Raw genomic sequence first — 16,182 nt, forward strand, 5'->3', positions numbered from 1 at the left:
CCCTCCCCGACAACGTCCACACCACCGACTTCGTCCCCCTCGACGCCCTCCTGCCCACCTGCGCCGCCATCATCCACCACGGCGGCTCCGGCACCTTCCAGACCGCCCTCACCCACGGCATCCCCCAGATCATCGTCCCCGACATGCGCTGGGACACCCGAGCCAAAGCCGAACGCCTGCACCACACCGGAGCCGGTATCCACCTCACCGACCCCGACCACCTCACCCCCCAGGACATCCGCACCGCTCTCACCGACGTCCTGCACAACCCCGCCTACACCCACCACGCCACCCGCCTGCAAACCGAACTCCACACCACCCCCACCCCCGCCGACCTCATCCCCACCCTCGAAAAACTCACCCACCAACACCGCGGAGTGCAGGCCTGAGCGTTCCCTGGGCCGGCCGTTTCGTGGACGGCGCCGACCTCGCCGTCCACGGACGCGTCTGTCATGCATCGCCGTCGGACAGCAGGGCGCGGGCCAGGTTCCGGTAGAACAGCAGCACGGCCGGTTCCTTGGGGCTCAGGTGACCTCGGCCGGCAAAGCGTGATCCCACCGATCGCTGAACCGCCTCGAGGCCGCGCCGGTCCTCTCCGTTGATCACCGCGGCATAGGACTCGGTTCCCTCGCGCAGTGCCTCCCGGTCGGCCCCCTCGACGAGCGAAGAAGGCATGAGGATGCCTCCGCGCACCTGCGTCCGGTTGATGGCCAGCGGGATGAAGCTGAGCCAGATGACCTGATCGCCGCAGGCCGCCAGGCTCCCGGAGGGGAACACGAAGAAGCAGTACATGCGCTGCTTCTCGGCCTCGCTCAGCGCCACGCCCTCGGGTTCCAGCGGCTCCTTCAGCGGGACCTGGAGGCTGGTGGCCCAGGGCGTGTGGGCGCGCGCGAAGGTGTCGGTGCCACCCGGCGCGGACGGCTGGAGTGTGTCGGGGTGGAAACCCATCACGTGATAATTCTCGTGGGCGTTCTCGACCACGATCTTCCAGTTGGCGTGCCACTCCTCGACCCAGCTGCCCACCTGCACCATCTTGTCGAGCTGGTAATTGGCCAGATCCGCGGCGATCTCGCCCAGATGAGGCGCCAGCGGCTCGGCCCGCGGATCGAGGTTGACGTACACGAAGCCCTGCGATTCCTCCACCGCGAAGGCCGGCATGCGGCAGGACTTGGGGTCGAAGGCGTCGTTGCCCCGCATGAACGTGGCGCCCACGAGATGCCCGTCCAGGCCGTACCGCCACAGGTGCTGAGGGCAGGTGAAGACGTCGGTGCGGCCTGCCCCGGGTTCGACGACCGGCATCATGCGGTGCCGGCAGATCGGGGACATCCCGCGCAGGACCCCCTGCCGGTCGCGCGTGATCAGCACCGGTTCACCCGCCATGTCGAGTGACAGGTAGTCACCCGGTTCGGCCAGCTGGTCCCGGTGGGCGACCAGTACCCAGGACCGGCCGAAGATCCGGGTGCGCTCCAGCTCGTACAGTTCGGGCGAGCTGAACGCGGCCGGCGGCAGACTGATCGCGGGGGGAGCGTCGTCCAGGTAGCGGCTCAGCTCCGCGAGGATCTCCGCTGTCGTTCCGGCTGACGGGCTTGTCCTCATGAGGGACCTCTCTTGTCGTTCCGGTCGTGGACGAGCGGACCCTGCGGTCCGGTCCGGCTTCGAGACTGCCCAGCCACGGTGGTGGATCGCTGCAACGCAACTGGAACCGGGCACCTTGGACGACGGCCGTTTCGATCGGGACTCGGCGAGTTCTCTAGCCGTGCGCCGGACCATGGGGCCGGTTGCCGACAACGAGGGGCCTTATGTACGGAGCTGAACTCACGGATGTCTACGAGCTGATCCACCAAGGCAGGGGCAAGAACTACCGTGAAGAGGCCGAAGAGGTGGCCCGAAGGGTCCGGGCGCGGGCCCCGCACGCGGTGTCACTCCTTGATGTGGCCTGCGGTACCGGAGCGCACCTGCGCCACTTCGCGACGCTGTTCGACCATGTCGAGGGTCTTGAGATCTCCGAGCCGATGCTGGCGGCGGCGCACGACCGCATGCCCGGCACCACGCTGCACGCGGGAGACATGCGCACGTTCGCGGTGAACCGTGCCTTCGACGTGATCACCTGCATGTTCGGCGCGATCGGCTACACGACCACACAGGCCGAACTCGCCGCGACGCTGCGCCGCTTCGCCCGCCATCTGAACCCCGGGGGAACCGTCGCGGTCGACCCCTGGTGGTTCGCCGAGAACTACGCGGAAGGCCATGTCTCAGGGGACGTGGTGACCGTCGACGGCCGCACCGTGGCCCGGGTGTCGCACTCGGCCCGGGAGGACGGCGCATGCCGGATGGAGGTCCACTACATCGTCGCCGACGCGGTGGCGGGCGTCCGTCACTTCGCCGAGTCCCACCGCATCTCGCTGTTCACCCGTCAGCAGTACCAGACGGCGTTCGCCGCTGCCGGCTTCGACGTCGATTACGTCGCGGGCCTCAACGCGGGCCGGGGGCTGTTCATCGGCAGCCTTCGCCCTCCCCGGCGGCCCGTCACCGCAGGGCACCACGTTCACGAGGAGTGATACCACCATGACGGCCTCCAGCACTACGCCCACGTCCGTGAGCGACGAGACCGTACGGCTCTACCGGGACCAGGGCTTCGTCCACATCCCCGGTGTCCTGTCCGAGGAGGAGGTGAAGGAGTTCAGAGCTGCCGCGCTCGAACTGGTCGAAGAGGAGGGGCCGCAGATCTGGGGAGCCGACGAGGACGAGGTGCAGGTGCACTACGTGGCGCAGGCCTGGCGCAAGCACGAGGCCCTGCGCCGTCTCGCGCTGCATCCGACGATCACCGCGCTGGCCACCCGGCTGGCCGATGGGCCGCTGCGCCTCTACAGCACGGACGTTCTGATGAAGAAGCCCCACGGAGCGCTGCCCACCCTGGTGCACGACGACGAGACGGGGTTGCCGCTGTCCGGGCTGTCCCGGACCCTTTCGGCCTGGGTTGCCCTGGGCGACGTACCCGTGGAGCGGGGATGCCTGACCTTCGTGCCCGGATCCCACCTGCGCGGGCCCGCGGAACGCCAGGAGCACATGAGGGACTTCGGTGAGTTCGTCAACATCGCCGATGTCTGGCCCGAGTACCCCTGGCGCCCCCGTGTCACCGTCCCGCTGCGTGCGGGCGACGTCACCTTTCACCACTCCCGCACGGTGCACATGGCCGGCCCCAACGACAGCGACGAGGTGCGGGTGGGGTACGGAGTGGTGTACGCCGACCCCGAGGTGAGCTACCGCCCAGGTGTGCAGGACCAGCACATGGCCGATCTCGAGCCGGGGCAGCCGCTGCCGGCCGACCTGTTCCCGCTCGTCGGGCACCCGTGACCGCCGCCGAGGATACCCGCTGCGCCGCAGCAGGTACGAGCGGTGCCGCGCACGTGTCTCAGCGACACCCGGCAGGGCTGACCGGCCTTGCCGCACCCACCACCGGTAAGCGAGGAACGAGATGAGCCAGGCACTGACAGGGGCCCGTGCCGGTATCGACGGCCCGACGGACATGATCCGGCTGGGCACCGCCTTCTGCGAGGCCAAGGCCGTGCTCGCCGGGATCGAGCTGGGACTCTTCGAATCGCTCCACAAGGAACCGGCCGCAGAAGCGGCCCTTTGCGAGCGCCTCGGCCTGGACGCCCGGTGCACCCGGGACTGGTTGAGCCTGCTGGTCGCGCTCGGCCTGCTGGAGCATCGCCACGGCGTGTATCACAACAGTCCGGCCGCCACCCGGCACCTGATCGCGGGCGGTCCCGGCTATGTCGGAGAGTTCCTTGCCCATGCCGACCGCAACCTCTATCCGGCCTGGGGCAGGCTGGCCGACGCACTGCGGACCGGGCGGCCTCAGGAGGAGTCCGCGTTCGACAGCATGATCGGCGACGCGGCCAAACAGCGGCACTTCCTGGGCATGATGGACGCCCTCAACGACCTGCTCGGCCCGGAGCTCGCGCAGGGTTTCGACTTCGCTCCCCACGGGTCGGTCGCCGACATCGGGGGAGCCCGGGGAAACCTGCTCGCGCATGTCCTGCGGGCCCATCCCCACCTCGACGGGTACGTCTTCGACCTTCCGCAGGTGGAACCGTTCTTCGACGAGCACCGTGCCGAGCTCGGCATCGGCGAGCGACTGCGGTTCTGCCCCGGCGACTTCTTCAGCGACGAGCTGCCCCAGGCGGACGTCCTCGTCATCGGGCACGTACTGCACGACTGGTCGCCGGACCGGCGTGCCGCCCTCGTCGCCAAGGCCTACCGCGCCGTCCGGCCGGGTGGGGCGCTGCTGGTCTACGACCGGATGCTGGACGAGCACGAACGCGACGTGGAGAAGCTGGTGTTGAGTCTGGCCATGCTGCTGGTCACCAACGGCGGTTGCGAATACACGGTCCCGGAGTGCGCGGGCTACCTGGAGGCGGCCGGGTTCGAAGACGTCTCCTCGCGGCTCCTGGGGGACAAGGACGTGCTGGTGATCGGACGCAAGAGCGCGGCCTGACCGGCGGGCGGCCACCGGCACCCGGCGGCCGCCCGCCGGTCAGGCCGGGGCGGGCGGGCGGCGCTGTGGAACCGGTCGGGCCCGCGGCCGTTCCCGTCACTCCAGGCCGAGCGCCCAGGCACTGAGGACGTCGACGGCATCGGCGTACGTGAAGGGCTGCATGAACCAGCCCGCCCGCACATCGCGGTAACAGCGGGACAGGGGGTGGCCGGCCGTGAAGGAGGCCCCGCCGACCAGTGTCATGCAGTCTTCGACGATGGCCGATGCGCAGCGGTTGACGGTGAGCTTGGCGTACTGGAACGGCGCCATCATGAGCTGGCCGCGCTCGGCCGCGTCGGGCACGACACGCTCGGCGTAGAAGTCGGTGTTGGCCAGGGCCGCCGCCAGCGTCGAGCGCAGCGCGTAGAGCTTTGTGTCGATCTCCGCCACCAGGGTGCGTACGGCGCTCTGCGGGGTGGTGCCGCGCCGGGCGACGGCTGCGACGGCGAAGTCCCGGGCCGCCGCCGCGATCCCTGCGTAGATGCCCAGCAGTGCGATCGAGCTGACGGTCCGGCCCGCGAGGGCCGCCTTGCCCGGCTCCCCGGCCGGGCCGCGCAGGAAGATGTCCTCCTCTGGCACGGGGCAGGAGTCGAAGACGACCTCCGAGCTGGCGGAGGCCCTCATGCCCATGCCGTCCCAGTTGTCGGGCACGGTCAGCCCCGGCGTCTGCGCAGGAAGGAACACGGACGCCAGCCGAACCGGCCCCGAGGTGGGCCGAGCCTGTGCCTGTACGACGAAGTGGGTGGCGTAGGGCGCCATGCTCACCAGCAGCTTCCGGCCGCACAACAGCCATCCCCCGCCGTCCGCCGGGACCAGCTCGGTCGTGGTGCCCGCGTCCTTCAGGGCACCGCCGACCACCGCCTCACCTGTGCCCATCAGCCGCAGGATCCGCTCGGCGAGCCGACGCGCGTGCGGGGTGCCGTGCCGCCGCTCGTAGGACATGGTCAGACCGCGGCTGAGCTGCATGTGCAGGGACAGCGCGACGGACGGATCGGCCTCGGCGATGCGGGCGATCGCCAGGCACACGTCGTGCACGCTCGCCACGCCCAGACCGCCCAGGTCCTCCGGCACCGTCGCCCGCAGCACCCCGTCGTCACCGAGGCCCCCGAAGACCTCCTCGGGGAAGGTGCCGCCCCGGTCGTGCTTGGCCGCGACGGCGGAGATCTGCGGCAGATGCCCGGCGACGATGTCCAGCAGGCGGCGCCCCTCCGGTGTGACGGGACGGCGGAGATCACCCCTGCCTGGCACGTCCCTGTTCATGGCCTCACCCGACACTGTGGCGTCCTTCATGATTCCCGTCCCTGGTCGACGGACGATTACCCGGTGCCAAGGACCGTAGGGAGCGCGGTTCGACATCCGCTCGCTCGGTTGTCCACGCCCCCCTGGCCACCGCCCTGCAACGGCCTCCATCCGTTGTTCAGAGACGCGCGACCTGCCCGCGAGATGGCGGCCGCACATTGTCGGTGATCGGGACACGCGCCGCGGGGAAGGCAGAGAACGTTGGCACAGGTGACACGACGCAGATTCCTCGGCGGGACGATGGCCGCCGGTGGTGCCGCCGCAGTGGGCGGCCCGCCGGCACCTGCAGACGCTGCCACTGCACCCGCCCCGAGCTGCCCTCCGCCGCTCGGCGTCGTCACCGTCGGCCGCGACGACCCCCGCTATCCGGACCTCACGGCGCGCGGCACCAACCGCAGGTTCACCGGTCGTCCGGAGTCGGTGCGAGTCGTGGGCTCAGCCGAGCAGATCAGACGGGTCGTCGAGCAGGCGGTACGACAGAAGAAGCGGATCGTGGTCCGCAGCGGAGGCCACTGCTTCGAGAACTTCGTCGACGATCCGGACGTCCAGGTCGTCATCGACGTGTCGGAGATGAAGGCGGTCTACTTCGACCCCGAACACCAGGCGTTCGCCGTCGAGTCCGGGGCCACGCTGGGCCAGGTGTACCGAACGCTCCAGCTGGGCTGGGGAGTGACGATTCCGGGCGGCACCTGCCCGGACGTGGGCATCGGCGGGCATGTCGCGGGCGGGGGCTACGGCACGCTGTCGCGACTGCACGGCATGGCCGCCGACCACCTGTACGGCGTGGAGGCCGTCGTGGTCGACCGGTCGGGACGCGCGCGTCTGGTGGTGGCGACCCGCAGGGCCACGGACCCGCACCGCGAGCTGTGGTGGGCGCACACCGGCGGAGGCGGCGGCAACTTCGGGGTCGTCACCCGCTATCTGTTCCGCTCCCCGGGGGCCGGGGGCAGCGATCCGGCCGGGCTCCTGCCGCGTCCGCCCGCCACTCTCCTGAAGGCGACGGTCACCTGGCAGTGGAAGGACCTGACCCGGCAGGCGTTCACCGGGCTCATCCACAACTTCGGGGCCTGGCAGGAGCGTTACGGCAACCGTCCGGAGTTTGCCGGCATGACGAGCGGCCTCGTCCTCAATCACCGGGTGCAGGGACAGATACAGCTGGAGGCCTCGCTCGACGGCACACTGCCCGACGCCGCAAAGCTGTTTCGCGACCACCTCGCGGCCGTGACCGCGAACGTCGACGCCCCGCACACCACGGACCAGTCCACCGCATCATGGCTGTCGGCCACCCTGTATCACCTCTGGCCCGGCACGTACTCCTTCAAGACCAAGTCCGCGTTTTTGCGCAAGCCGTGGTCGGACGCCCAGGTCGCCATACTCCACACGCGACTGAGCCAGGGAGGGGCTGAACGCTACGGCTCCACGGTGTACCTCACCGCCTTCGGCGGAAAGATCAACTCGCTTTTGCCGTCGGCCACCTCCATGCCGCACCGTGACACGCTCCTCACCGCCGAGTACGAGACCCTCTGGTTCGACGCGAAGCAGGCCGACGCCCAGTTGGCGTGGATCCGCGCCCTCTACAAGGAGCTCTACGCGGCCACCGGCGGGGTCCCGGTGCCGGACGACGACAACAGCGGGGCGTACATCAACTATCCGGACGCCGACCTCGCCGACCCCGAGTGGAACACCTCGGGCGTCCCCTGGCACACCTTCTACTACGGGGACAACTACCCCCGGCTGCAGAAGGTCAAGGCCGCCTACGACCCGGGTGACGTCTTCCACCACCCGTTGTCCGTCCGGCTCCCGGACTGAACGCGCGCGGTCGCTCAGGGCCTGTCGTCGCGGGTGACGCGGCGCTGCCGCACCCGCAGTTCCGCCTCCTCGCGGACCAGCACGTCCTCGCACACACACATCAGGTGCACCCGCGGCTGCCCGCCCCGGGGCGTGGCGATCACCTGCGTGTAGCAGCGGACGTGCAGCGTCCCGGCGTCCTGGGGCTGTACGGCGATCATGCTGAACAGATGGCGGTGAACCTCGCCGGCCTTGGCCAGCGCCGCGGTCGCCGTCCTCAGCCCGGCCGCGAGCGCAGGGCGGCCCCGAACAGGCTCCGGGAGTGAGGGCGGGGCGAAGGTGCCGTCCTCGGTGAACGTCAGCGCCCAGTCGTCCGCGGCGCCGTCGTCGAGGAGATGCATCTGCCGGGCGTAGAACTGCTGCACTTCGGCGTAGATCTGCTCCAGCGGCCGGTCGTCGATGGGTACGGACAAGGTGACCTCCTGGTTGCTCCGGGCGCACCCCTCGGCGCATCCGCCGGGGGGTGCCGACGACGGTGGCTCTCTCCTCTGGAGATCCGCTGGAGAACCGGCGTCGGCCTAGAGCCCAGCGATGCTCCACCGTCGCTCCGCCGGGAACGGCCACCATCGGCGTCTACCCTGCGAGAGCGGCGACCCGGAGGTACGCGTGCGGCTCATCGACCTGTCCTCGGCCGTGGATGCGGAGTCCTGGGAGCCGGACCCGATCGTCCACGACGTCCTGTCGCCCGCGGAGGGCGCCCGCCACATGAGCGACGAGATGCGCGAGCACTTCGGCATCGAATTCCCTCCCGAGGAGCTTTGGGACGGCGAGTTCCTGTCGCTCGACCGGATGACACTGACCACACACACCGGCACCCACATCGACGCGCCCTCGCACTACGGATCGCGGGCCTCCTACCGTGACGGAGCGCCCCGGAACATCGACCAGATGCCGTTGGACTGGTTCTTCCGCCCGGGAGTCGTCCTCGACCTCACCGACGCTCCGACGGGGGTTGTCGGCGCCGACCGCCTGGAGAAGGAGTTCGCCAGGATCGGCCGTACCCCGGCGCCGCTGGACATCGTGCTTTTGCACACGGGCGCCTCGGCCAGGGCCGGCACCCAGTCGTACTTCACCGAGTTCACCGGACTGGACGGTCCCGCAGTGCACTTCCTGCTCGACCTGGGGGTGCGGGTGATCGGCACTGACGCCTTCAGCCTCGATGCCCCCTTCGGCGACATCATCGCCCGCTACCGCCAGACCGGTGACCGGTCCGTGCTGTGGCCGGCCCATGTCGTGGGCCGGGACCGGGAGTACTGCCAGATCGAGCGACTCGCCCAGCTCGACGCGCTGCCGCCCCACGGGTTCCGCATCGCCTGCTTCCCCGTGAAGATCACCGGTGCGGGGGCCGGGTGGACCCGGGCGGTCGCCCTGCTCGACAACGAGGAGCCGTAGGACGTCCCGACGTTCCGCCTGCGTCGAAGTCCGCATCCCAGCCCATGGAAAGGGAGAGCGTCATGTACAGCCCGGAGCTCGCCGAAGTGTACGAGGTCATCTACCGCAGCCGCGGCAAGGACTGGACGGCGGAAGCCGAGGACGTCGCCCGGCTCATCCGGTCGAGGAAGGCCGACGCCACTTCGCTGCTCGATGTCGCCTGCGGCACCGGAGCGCACCTGGAGTCGTTCGGCACGGTGTTCGCACACACGGAGGGCCTGGAGATCGCGGCTCCGATGCGGGAGCTGGCCCACCGGCGGCTGCCCGCGGTGCGCGTGCACGCGGGCGACATGCGCGACTTCGCTCTGGGACGGTCCTTCGACGCAGTGGTCTGCATGTTCTGCGCCATCGCCTATCTGGAGACCGTGGCGGAGCTGCGGGACGCCATCGCCGCCATGGCCCGTCATCTGGCTCCGCAAGGGGCGCTGGTCATCGAGCCCTGGTGGTTCCCGGAGGACTTCATCGAGGGCTACGTGGCGGGGGACATGGCCCAGGAGGACGGCCGGACCGTCGCCCGGATCTCGCACTCCGTCCGGCAGGGGCGGGCGACCCGGATGGAAGTGCGGTTCGTCGTGGGCGATGCCCAGGGGATCAGGGAGTTCACCGAGATCGACATGCTCACCCTGTTCACCAAGGACGAGTATCTGTCGGCGTTCGAGGCCGCGGAGTGTCCGGCCGAGTTCATCGAGGGCGGGCCCACCGGACGAGGCCTGTTCGTCGGCATCCGCGCCTGAACAGACGCCAGGAAGCGCGGCGCGCCGAGAGCCACCGGCCGGCGGCCGGTGGCTCACGCCAGCTCGGTGGCGATGGCCATCACGTACTTGCCGTAGTCCGAGGTGGCAATCCGGGCGCCCAGCCGGCGACAGGCGTCGGCGTCGATGAAACCCATACGCAACGCGACCTCCTCGATGCACGCGATCCGCACGCCCTGGCGCTCCTCGAGCGTGCGCACGTAATGACTCGCCTGGAGCAGCGATTCGGGCGTCCCCGTGTCCAACCAGGCGAATCCCCGCCCGAGGTCCACGAGCCGGGCCTGGCGACGCTCCATGTACACCCGGTTCACATCGGTGATCTCCAGCTCGCCGCGCGCCGAAGGCTTCAGGTTCTTGGCGATGTCGATGACGTCGTTGTCGTAGAAATACAGACCGGTGATCGCGCGGTTGGAGCGGGGACGCAGAGGCTTCTCCTCGATCATGACGAGATAGCCGTCGGTATCGACCTCGCCGACGCCGTACCGCTCCGGATCGTTGACCGCGTAGCCGAACAGCACGCATCCCCGCACGTCCTTGGCGTTCTCCGCGAGCGTGTCGGAAAAGGAATTGCCGTGGAAGATGTTGTCGCCGAGAACCAGCGCCACCGAGTCGTCGCCGATGTGCTCGGCACCGATGACGAACGCGTCCGCGATGCCACGCGGGGCGCTCTGCTCCGCGTAGTCGATGTGCAGTCCGAGATGTGACCCGTCTCCGAGCAGTTCACGAAACCGCGGTATGTCGGACGGTTTGGTGATGACGAGTATGTCCCGGACACCGGCGAGCATGAGGACCGAGAGCGGGTAGTAGATCATCGGCTTGTCGCCGACCGGAAGAAGCTGCTTCGAGGTCGCGATGGTGATCGGATGCAGCCGGGTTCCGGAACCGCCTGCGAGAATGATGCCCTTCATGCGAAAGCGCCCCTTAGGAATCGCGTCGGGTCTCTGCCCCGGACAGTGCCGTGCTATTGACCAGCTGCCGTCGCGCGCGGACCCGAAGCCGTGGGCCGCTGTCGGCTGTGCCCCTTGACCAACGCCACCTTCGCCGCCCCGCGCACGTCCGACACGAGCCGGGCCTGGAGCAGGGTCTCGTCCTCGGCCAGTGGACCGCCGGCGCCGGACAGCACCGCGTCGACGAAGGCGCCGAGCGCGTTGCGCACCTGGTGGTCGGCAGCCACCGCCAACTCCGTGTACCGGTCCTGCTGTTGCACGCGCACCAGCGGCTTGATCTGTTCGGGCGGTGTGAAAGCACGGTCGACGCTGATCCGCCCCCGGCTTCCCCACAGCGCGTAACTGCAGCGGTAGGAGTGCTGGAACCCGAAGTCGAGCTGCGCCGAGACACAGTCGGGGGTCGACAGCAACACGCTTCCGGCCACGTCCACGCCCGTAGCCTCGTCGATCCGCAGCGTCGCAGCGCGGACTTCGAGTTCAGGTCCGAGGAGCAGCTGCGCCGCCCGCAGCGGATAGACGCCCACGTCCAGCAGCGCACCGCCTCCGAGGTCCGGCCGATAGCGGAACGACGCGGGGTCCAGCGGGGGTACGCCGAAGGAGCTGGAAAAGACCTGCAGTTCGCCGATCGTGCCGTCCTCGACGAGTGAGCGCACCGTGGCGTGCTGCGAATGGTGCAGGAACATGAAGTTCTCGGCGAGTACGAGGCCGAGCCGACGAGCCAGCCGCATAAGGTCCACGGCCTCCTCGTAGGCCGTGCACAGGGGTTTCTCCGCCAGCACGTGCTTTCCGGCCTCGAGCGCCCTGACCACCCACTCGTGATGCAGGCCCGGCGGAACCGGGATGTAGACCGCGTCGATGTCGTCCCGGTCGAGCAGCCGCTGATAGCCCGTCACGGCGGAGCAGCCGAAGCGGTCCGACACCAGCGCGGCCTTGGCCGAATCCCGGCTGGCCACCGCGACGATCCGCGCCGACTCATGTGCGGCGATCACCGGCAGCAGCCTGCGCAACGCGATGTCGGCGCACCCAAGGACCCCCATCCGCAGTACACGCTCACAACCGTGCTCACCCATCGGGACACCTCATTGCCGTTCCACGCAAACACCTCTACAGCACCGCATACCGCTAGCAGGCATCTCGAACGCCGCTTGACGTCGGCTCAAGGCCCAGGGGCGTCACCGGCCCAGCCGTCGGTAGCGCCGGGCACAGAGAGGGAGGAAGACGAGCGTGATCAACAGCGGCCACCCCACGGCCAGCGCAAGCGAGTGCTGCGCCGCCCACCCCTCGCCGCCCCGGCCCGGATTGCCGAACAGATCGCACCCTGCGCCGACCGTGGCCGACAGCGGGTTCCACTCGGCGATCGTCTGCAGCCAGCCGGGCATCTCGGCCGGAGAGACGAAGGTGTTGGCCAGCAGGGTCAGGGGGAACAGGGGCACGTAGGCCACACCCGCCGCCTCCGGCGGCACCAGCAGCCCCAACAGAATGCCGACCCAGACGAGGGCGAAGCGCAGCAGGAGATACAGCCCGATCGCGGCGAGGGCCTTGGCCGGCCCGTGGTGCCACCGCCAGCCGACCGCCAGCCCACAGATGACCAGGGAGGCCAGTTCGAGCACCGAGTAGAACATGTCGGCGAGGCTGCGGCCGAGCACCACGGCGGACCCCGACATCGGCATCGACCGGAAGCGGTCGGTGGCGCCCTTGGCCACGTCGGTGGTGATCGCCGTGAGGGTGGTGGCGACCCCGAACACCATGGTCTGGCCGTACAGGCCGGGCATCAGGAACTCCCGGTAGTCTCCACCGCCCGGCACCTTCATCGCGCTGCCGAAGACATAGCCGAACAGCAGCACCATCACGACCGGCCACAGCAGGCTGTAGAGCATCACCACCGGTGTGCGGAACCAGTGGATCATGTTGCGGCGGGCGAGCACCCAGGCGTCGGCGAACACCCAGCGCAGCCGCTGCGCGGAAGTCGTGGGAATGAGCGGAGCCGCGATCGTCATACCGCCGCCTCCTTCTGGGCGCGCTGCTGCCTGGTGAGCCGGAGGAAGACCTCGTCGAGGGTAGGGCGGCGCAGGGCGATGTCCTCCAACACGATCTCCGCCTGCGTCAGTTCGCGCAGGGCTTCTATGAGCGCGTCGATCCGGTTGCGGACCGCGGCGCTGACCTGACGGGTGTACGGGTCCGTGGTCGCCTCGGTGCCCGTGACGCGGCTGAGGACGGCCGCCGCGGCCGGCAACTGCTCCGCGTCGCGGACCACCAGGTCGATACGGTCGCCCCCGATCGCCGACTTGAGCCGCTCCGGTGTGTCGTCGGCGATCACTCGACCGTTGTCGATCACCACGATCTGCTGGGCGAGTTGGTCGGCCTCGTCCAGGTACTGCGTCGTCAGCAGCACCGTGGTGCCGCGCTCGGTCAGGGTGCGCACGGCCTTCCACACGTCATTGCGATTGCGCGGATCCAGGCCGGTGGTGGGTTCGTCGAGGAACAGCACCTGGGGCGCCAGGATGAACGCGGCGGCCAGATCGAGCCGCCTGCGCATGCCGCCCGAGTAGAACCGCGCCCGCCGGCCCCCGGCCTCCGCAAGACTGAACTGTTCGAGCAGTTCGTCCGCCCGGCGGCGGGCCGAGCGGGCAGGGAAATGGTAGAGCCGCGCCCACATCTCGAGGTTCTCGCGACCGGTGAGCGTCTCGTCGATCGTGGGCCGCTGGCCGGCGAGACCGATCCGGTAACGCACCTGTGCGGACTGCCGTGTGACGTCGAACCCGGCCACCGTGGCCCTGCCCCCGTCGGCCCGCAGCAGCGTGCTCAGGACGCGCACGATGGTGGTCTTCCCGGCGCCGTTCGGCCCCAGCAGGCCACAGACCATTCCTTCCCGTACGGCCAGATCGACACCGGCGAGGGCATGGACGTTCCCGTACCTCTTGCTCAAGGACTCCGCGAGGACAGCGAATTCGGACGATCCCAAGGCTTCCCCCTCGTATCTCAGTACGGCGAAGGTAGCACGTCAGGATATCTTTATGGAACATCAAAGTTCTATATTGAGCCGCTCAAGTCCAACATGGGGCTGCTGATGATACCGTTTTGAGCATGAGGGGGACTGTCACTCCACAGCTCGGCGCCCGCGGCCGCACTCAGCGGGCCATCCTGAGCGCCGCCGCATCGGTGCTCGCCCGCAACCGCACGGCGACGCTCGCCGACATCGCCAAGGCGGCGGACGTGGGCCGCAGCACGCTGCACCGCTACTTCCCCGACCGCGAGGAACTCCTCGGCGCGGTCGTCGAGGACTCCCTGCGGGTCGTGGGCGAGTCGGTCCAGGGCGCGGCGCTCGAACAGGGACCCCCGCTCGAGGCGATGCGCCGGTTGGTCGCGGCGATGGTGGACGCCGGCGACCACCTGCTGTTCCTCTTCGGCGACTCACGCACCCTCGAAGCGCTCGAAGACAAGCCCGACCCCGCGGCCAGGGCGGTGATCGATCTCATCGAGCGCGGCCAGGCCGCAGGCGTGTTCGACTCGACGCTCACCGCCGCGTGGATCCAGCAGGTCCTGTGGTCTCTCGTCTACGCAGGCTGCGAGGCGGTGGCCAGCAGCCGACTGCCCCGTCATGGAGCTCCGTCGACGGTCATCCGCACGCTGGAGAACGGCATCGTCACCGAACGGGACCAGTAGTACGTGCCCCCGGGCAGGCTCCCTGGTGGCAGACCAGCGGCGGCCGGGCGCGGACCCATCCGGACGCCGAGATCGTGTGTCGCGGCGGCTCGGCGACCTACGCCGAAGCCATCCGCCGCACCCTGCCCGACGCCGTCCAGATCGCCGACCGCTGGCATTTGTGGAACAACCTGTGCGAGGCCACCCTGAGCGAAGTCAAGGCACACAGCAACTGCCGGGCCACCGTACTGGACGCGCCCCTGTACGACGGGCCTCGCGCACAGACCACCCTCGAGCGCTGGCACCCAACGGCGTAGGGTCCTGGGCCCAGGCCTCCAACGGAGTCTTCCCCCCCCCAGCTCTTTGGGCCTGTGCTGGCTGTTCCGCCACGTCACCCAGGCCAGCAGGCCCGCCACGAACGCCTCGAACAACAATGCGGGAGCATCTGGATCGGCAAGCTTTCCCTGGGCCAGTTTCTGCCGACGGGCATCCGGGGCAACACTACGAAATGTATTTCTTCCACAGCATTGTTCAGCGCCTCGACAGTGCCTTCTAAATGCGGGCTGTAAGCGGGAAGATCACATACCCCGACCGCGAAACCACCCATGGCACCGGTCACCACCCGGCACAAAAATTCCTTGCCTCTATCCACCCGGATCACCGACGGCAGCCCTCCGGCCGGCCCGCAGGACGCACGCCGGTCGATCGCACACCGCGGCGCCGCCAGCACCGCATCCCGGCTGGGCTCATGCGGCGTGACAGCCACCCCGACGATCACCTTGGTCGCACAGTCGATCAGGTCACCCACGGACAGACCAACTCCCCTTCGACGTCGACCTCGACCGGAGCCCGCTTGTGATCGCCCTCCCACACCACACCGCGATGACCAGCCGACCGACCGGCAAACACATCATGAGCCCGCCGCGCCCTTTCACCCTGCCGCAGCCCTGCGCGCTCACCCGCCGTCAGATCCCGGCGGATCGCCCGATGCAGCGTGGCCAGCGACGGCACCGGCCCCTGCGACGGGACCAGCCGGGCACGCTCGACAAGCTCGCCGCACACACGGGAAGCGTTACCACCCCACAAAGCCAGCAACTGCCACACCTCCACCGTCACCGTAAACCGGCCAGCCGGCACCCGCCCGAGACGCCCCATGCGGCCAGCGGCCAGCCACCGCCACACCGTCCGCTCCGAACGACCCAACACCTCTGCCACCAGCCGAACATGACCAGACGCCAGCTCACCACCAGCCTCCAGCCCGAGCAGACGCTCCACTGCAGCCGCACGCTGCGCACCAGCCGAGTCGTTCGACACCCCTTCGTCTTCTCACGGACCGTCCCATCGCGGAAGAAGCTCCGGCATAGCGGAGACAGCAGTGGACCCCGTGCGCTAGGACAGCTCGTTTGACCTCTAGCCACAGGCTGCCGGGAATGCCAGCACGGCGTACTCTCATCACGAATTCCAACAGCCCAAGTTCCAAATCAAAATGACGGAAAATCAGGAAGACCGAATTCAGGGAGAGACCCCGACAAGCTGACCCTGTAGCCAGCCTGAGGGATTCGCGGAGCGAATCCCGTTCCGCCCGAATCGCGGAGCGAATTCGGGCCCGGGACAACGGAGTTGACCCGGGAATTCCGGCGGAGCCGGAATTCGGAATTGCGGAGCAATTCCCTTAACCGCCGCGTAGCGGCGGCGCGTCGTGTCTGCGGAGCAGACCGCGCGC

At 69.1% G+C, this 16,182-nt stretch carries 17 protein-coding genes and 1 pseudogene; 9 read left to right on the forward strand and 9 right to left on the reverse strand.

Annotated features, from left to right (window positions below):
- Window positions 1–389, forward strand: a 389-nt coding sequence (locus ACH4UM_RS41095; RefSeq protein WP_398191583.1) for a nucleotide disphospho-sugar-binding domain-containing protein, incomplete at its 5' end; no start/stop codon positions are given.
- Window positions 390–450: 61 nt separating this feature from the next.
- On the opposite strand, the gene ACH4UM_RS41100 is transcribed toward ACH4UM_RS41095, so the two are convergent.
- Window positions 451–1,596 carry an aromatic ring-hydroxylating dioxygenase subunit alpha gene (locus ACH4UM_RS41100; protein ID WP_398191586.1) on the reverse strand — a complete coding sequence of 382 codons (1,146 nt, stop codon included), beginning with the start codon at window positions 1,594–1,596 and terminating at the stop codon, window positions 451–453.
- A 203-nt stretch (window positions 1,597–1,799) separates the two neighbouring features.
- Here ACH4UM_RS41100 and ACH4UM_RS41105 point away from each other — a divergent pair, with 203 nt between their 5' ends.
- The 3 genes from ACH4UM_RS41105 to ACH4UM_RS41115 all read left to right on the forward strand — a co-directional run bounded on the left by ACH4UM_RS41105 (window position 1,800) and on the right by ACH4UM_RS41115 (window position 4,501).
- Entirely contained in the window at window positions 1,800–2,558 is a 759-nt protein-coding gene (locus ACH4UM_RS41105; RefSeq protein ID WP_398191589.1) for a class I SAM-dependent DNA methyltransferase, read from the forward strand.
- A 7-nt stretch (window positions 2,559–2,565) separates the two neighbouring features.
- Window positions 2,566–3,354, forward strand: a complete 789-nt coding sequence (locus ACH4UM_RS41110; protein ID WP_398191592.1) for a phytanoyl-CoA dioxygenase family protein — start codon at window positions 2,566–2,568, stop codon at window positions 3,352–3,354.
- Between the two features lie 121 nt (window positions 3,355–3,475).
- The gene (locus tag ACH4UM_RS41115) at window positions 3,476–4,501 is read left to right on the forward strand and encodes a methyltransferase (RefSeq protein WP_398191595.1); all 1,026 of its coding nucleotides are present in this window, start codon (window positions 3,476–3,478) and stop codon (window positions 4,499–4,501) included.
- Window positions 4,502–4,597: 96 nt separating this feature from the next.
- Here the strand turns inward: ACH4UM_RS41115 and ACH4UM_RS41120 are convergent, their stop codons facing one another.
- Entirely contained in the window at window positions 4,598–5,830 is a 1,233-nt protein-coding gene (locus ACH4UM_RS41120; protein ID WP_398191597.1) for an acyl-CoA dehydrogenase family protein, read from the reverse strand.
- Window positions 5,831–6,049: 219 nt separating this feature from the next.
- On the opposite strand from ACH4UM_RS41120, the gene ACH4UM_RS41125 reads away from it, so the two are divergent.
- Complete coding sequence (locus ACH4UM_RS41125) at window positions 6,050–7,648, forward strand: FAD-binding oxidoreductase (protein ID WP_398191600.1); 1,599 nt, start codon at window positions 6,050–6,052, stop codon at window positions 7,646–7,648.
- Window positions 7,649–7,662: 14 nt separating this feature from the next.
- Here the strand turns inward: ACH4UM_RS41125 and ACH4UM_RS41130 are convergent, their stop codons facing one another.
- The gene (locus ACH4UM_RS41130) at window positions 7,663–8,100 is read right to left on the reverse strand and encodes a nuclear transport factor 2 family protein (protein WP_398191603.1); all 438 of its coding nucleotides are present in this window, start codon (window positions 8,098–8,100) and stop codon (window positions 7,663–7,665) included.
- A gap of 193 nt (window positions 8,101–8,293) precedes the next feature.
- Between ACH4UM_RS41130 and ACH4UM_RS41135 the strand changes: the two genes are divergently transcribed.
- Both ACH4UM_RS41135 and ACH4UM_RS41140 read left to right on the forward strand, forming a co-directional pair.
- Window positions 8,294–9,079: a cyclase family protein gene (locus ACH4UM_RS41135; protein WP_398191606.1), complete on the forward strand. Its 786-nt coding sequence runs from the start codon at window positions 8,294–8,296 to the stop codon at window positions 9,077–9,079.
- A 62-nt stretch (window positions 9,080–9,141) separates the two neighbouring features.
- Window positions 9,142–9,852: a class I SAM-dependent methyltransferase gene (locus ACH4UM_RS41140; RefSeq protein WP_398191609.1), complete on the forward strand. Its 711-nt coding sequence runs from the start codon at window positions 9,142–9,144 to the stop codon at window positions 9,850–9,852.
- A gap of 53 nt (window positions 9,853–9,905) precedes the next feature.
- Here the strand turns inward: ACH4UM_RS41140 and rfbA are convergent, their stop codons facing one another.
- The 4 genes from rfbA to ACH4UM_RS41160 all read right to left on the reverse strand — a co-directional run bounded on the left by rfbA (window position 9,906) and on the right by ACH4UM_RS41160 (window position 13,779).
- On the reverse strand, window positions 9,906–10,778 hold the full coding sequence (rfbA, locus tag ACH4UM_RS41145) for a glucose-1-phosphate thymidylyltransferase RfbA (RefSeq protein WP_398191612.1): 873 nt from the start codon (window positions 10,776–10,778) through the stop codon (window positions 9,906–9,908).
- Window positions 10,779–10,831: 53 nt separating this feature from the next.
- A complete protein-coding gene (locus ACH4UM_RS41150; protein ID WP_398191615.1) occupies window positions 10,832–11,887 on the reverse strand; it encodes a Gfo/Idh/MocA family protein in 1,056 nt (351 codons plus the stop codon).
- 102 nt (window positions 11,888–11,989) lie between these two features.
- Window positions 11,990–12,814, reverse strand: coding sequence for an ABC transporter permease (locus ACH4UM_RS41155; protein WP_398191618.1), 825 nt, complete (start codon window positions 12,812–12,814; stop codon window positions 11,990–11,992).
- Window positions 12,811–13,779 (reverse strand): ATP-binding cassette domain-containing protein, encoded by a 969-nt coding sequence (locus tag ACH4UM_RS41160; protein ID WP_398191620.1) that lies wholly within the window; start codon window positions 13,777–13,779, stop codon window positions 12,811–12,813. Before ACH4UM_RS41160 ends, ACH4UM_RS41155 begins: the two co-directional genes overlap by 4 nt.
- Window positions 13,780–13,901: 122 nt before the next feature.
- On the opposite strand from ACH4UM_RS41160, the gene ACH4UM_RS41165 reads away from it, so the two are divergent.
- Window positions 13,902–14,480: a TetR/AcrR family transcriptional regulator gene (locus ACH4UM_RS41165; RefSeq protein WP_398191623.1), complete on the forward strand. Its 579-nt coding sequence runs from the start codon at window positions 13,902–13,904 to the stop codon at window positions 14,478–14,480.
- 65 nt (window positions 14,481–14,545) lie between these two features.
- Window positions 14,546–14,764 (forward strand): annotated as a pseudogene (locus tag ACH4UM_RS41170) (ISL3 family transposase); the annotation flags it as partial.
- A gap of 86 nt (window positions 14,765–14,850) precedes the next feature.
- Here ACH4UM_RS41170 and ACH4UM_RS41175 read toward each other — a convergent pair.
- Window positions 14,851–15,267: a hypothetical protein gene (locus ACH4UM_RS41175; protein WP_398191626.1), complete on the reverse strand. Its 417-nt coding sequence runs from the start codon at window positions 15,265–15,267 to the stop codon at window positions 14,851–14,853.
- Complete coding sequence (locus ACH4UM_RS41180; protein ID WP_398191629.1) at window positions 15,255–15,773, reverse strand: hypothetical protein; 519 nt, start codon at window positions 15,771–15,773, stop codon at window positions 15,255–15,257. Before ACH4UM_RS41180 ends, ACH4UM_RS41175 begins: the two co-directional genes overlap by 13 nt.
- Window positions 15,774–16,182: the final 409 nt, after the last annotated feature.

It is taken from the genome of Streptomyces sp. NPDC020801 (assembly GCF_044334385.1).
Lineage (GTDB): Bacteria > Actinomycetota > Actinomycetes > Streptomycetales > Streptomycetaceae > Streptomyces.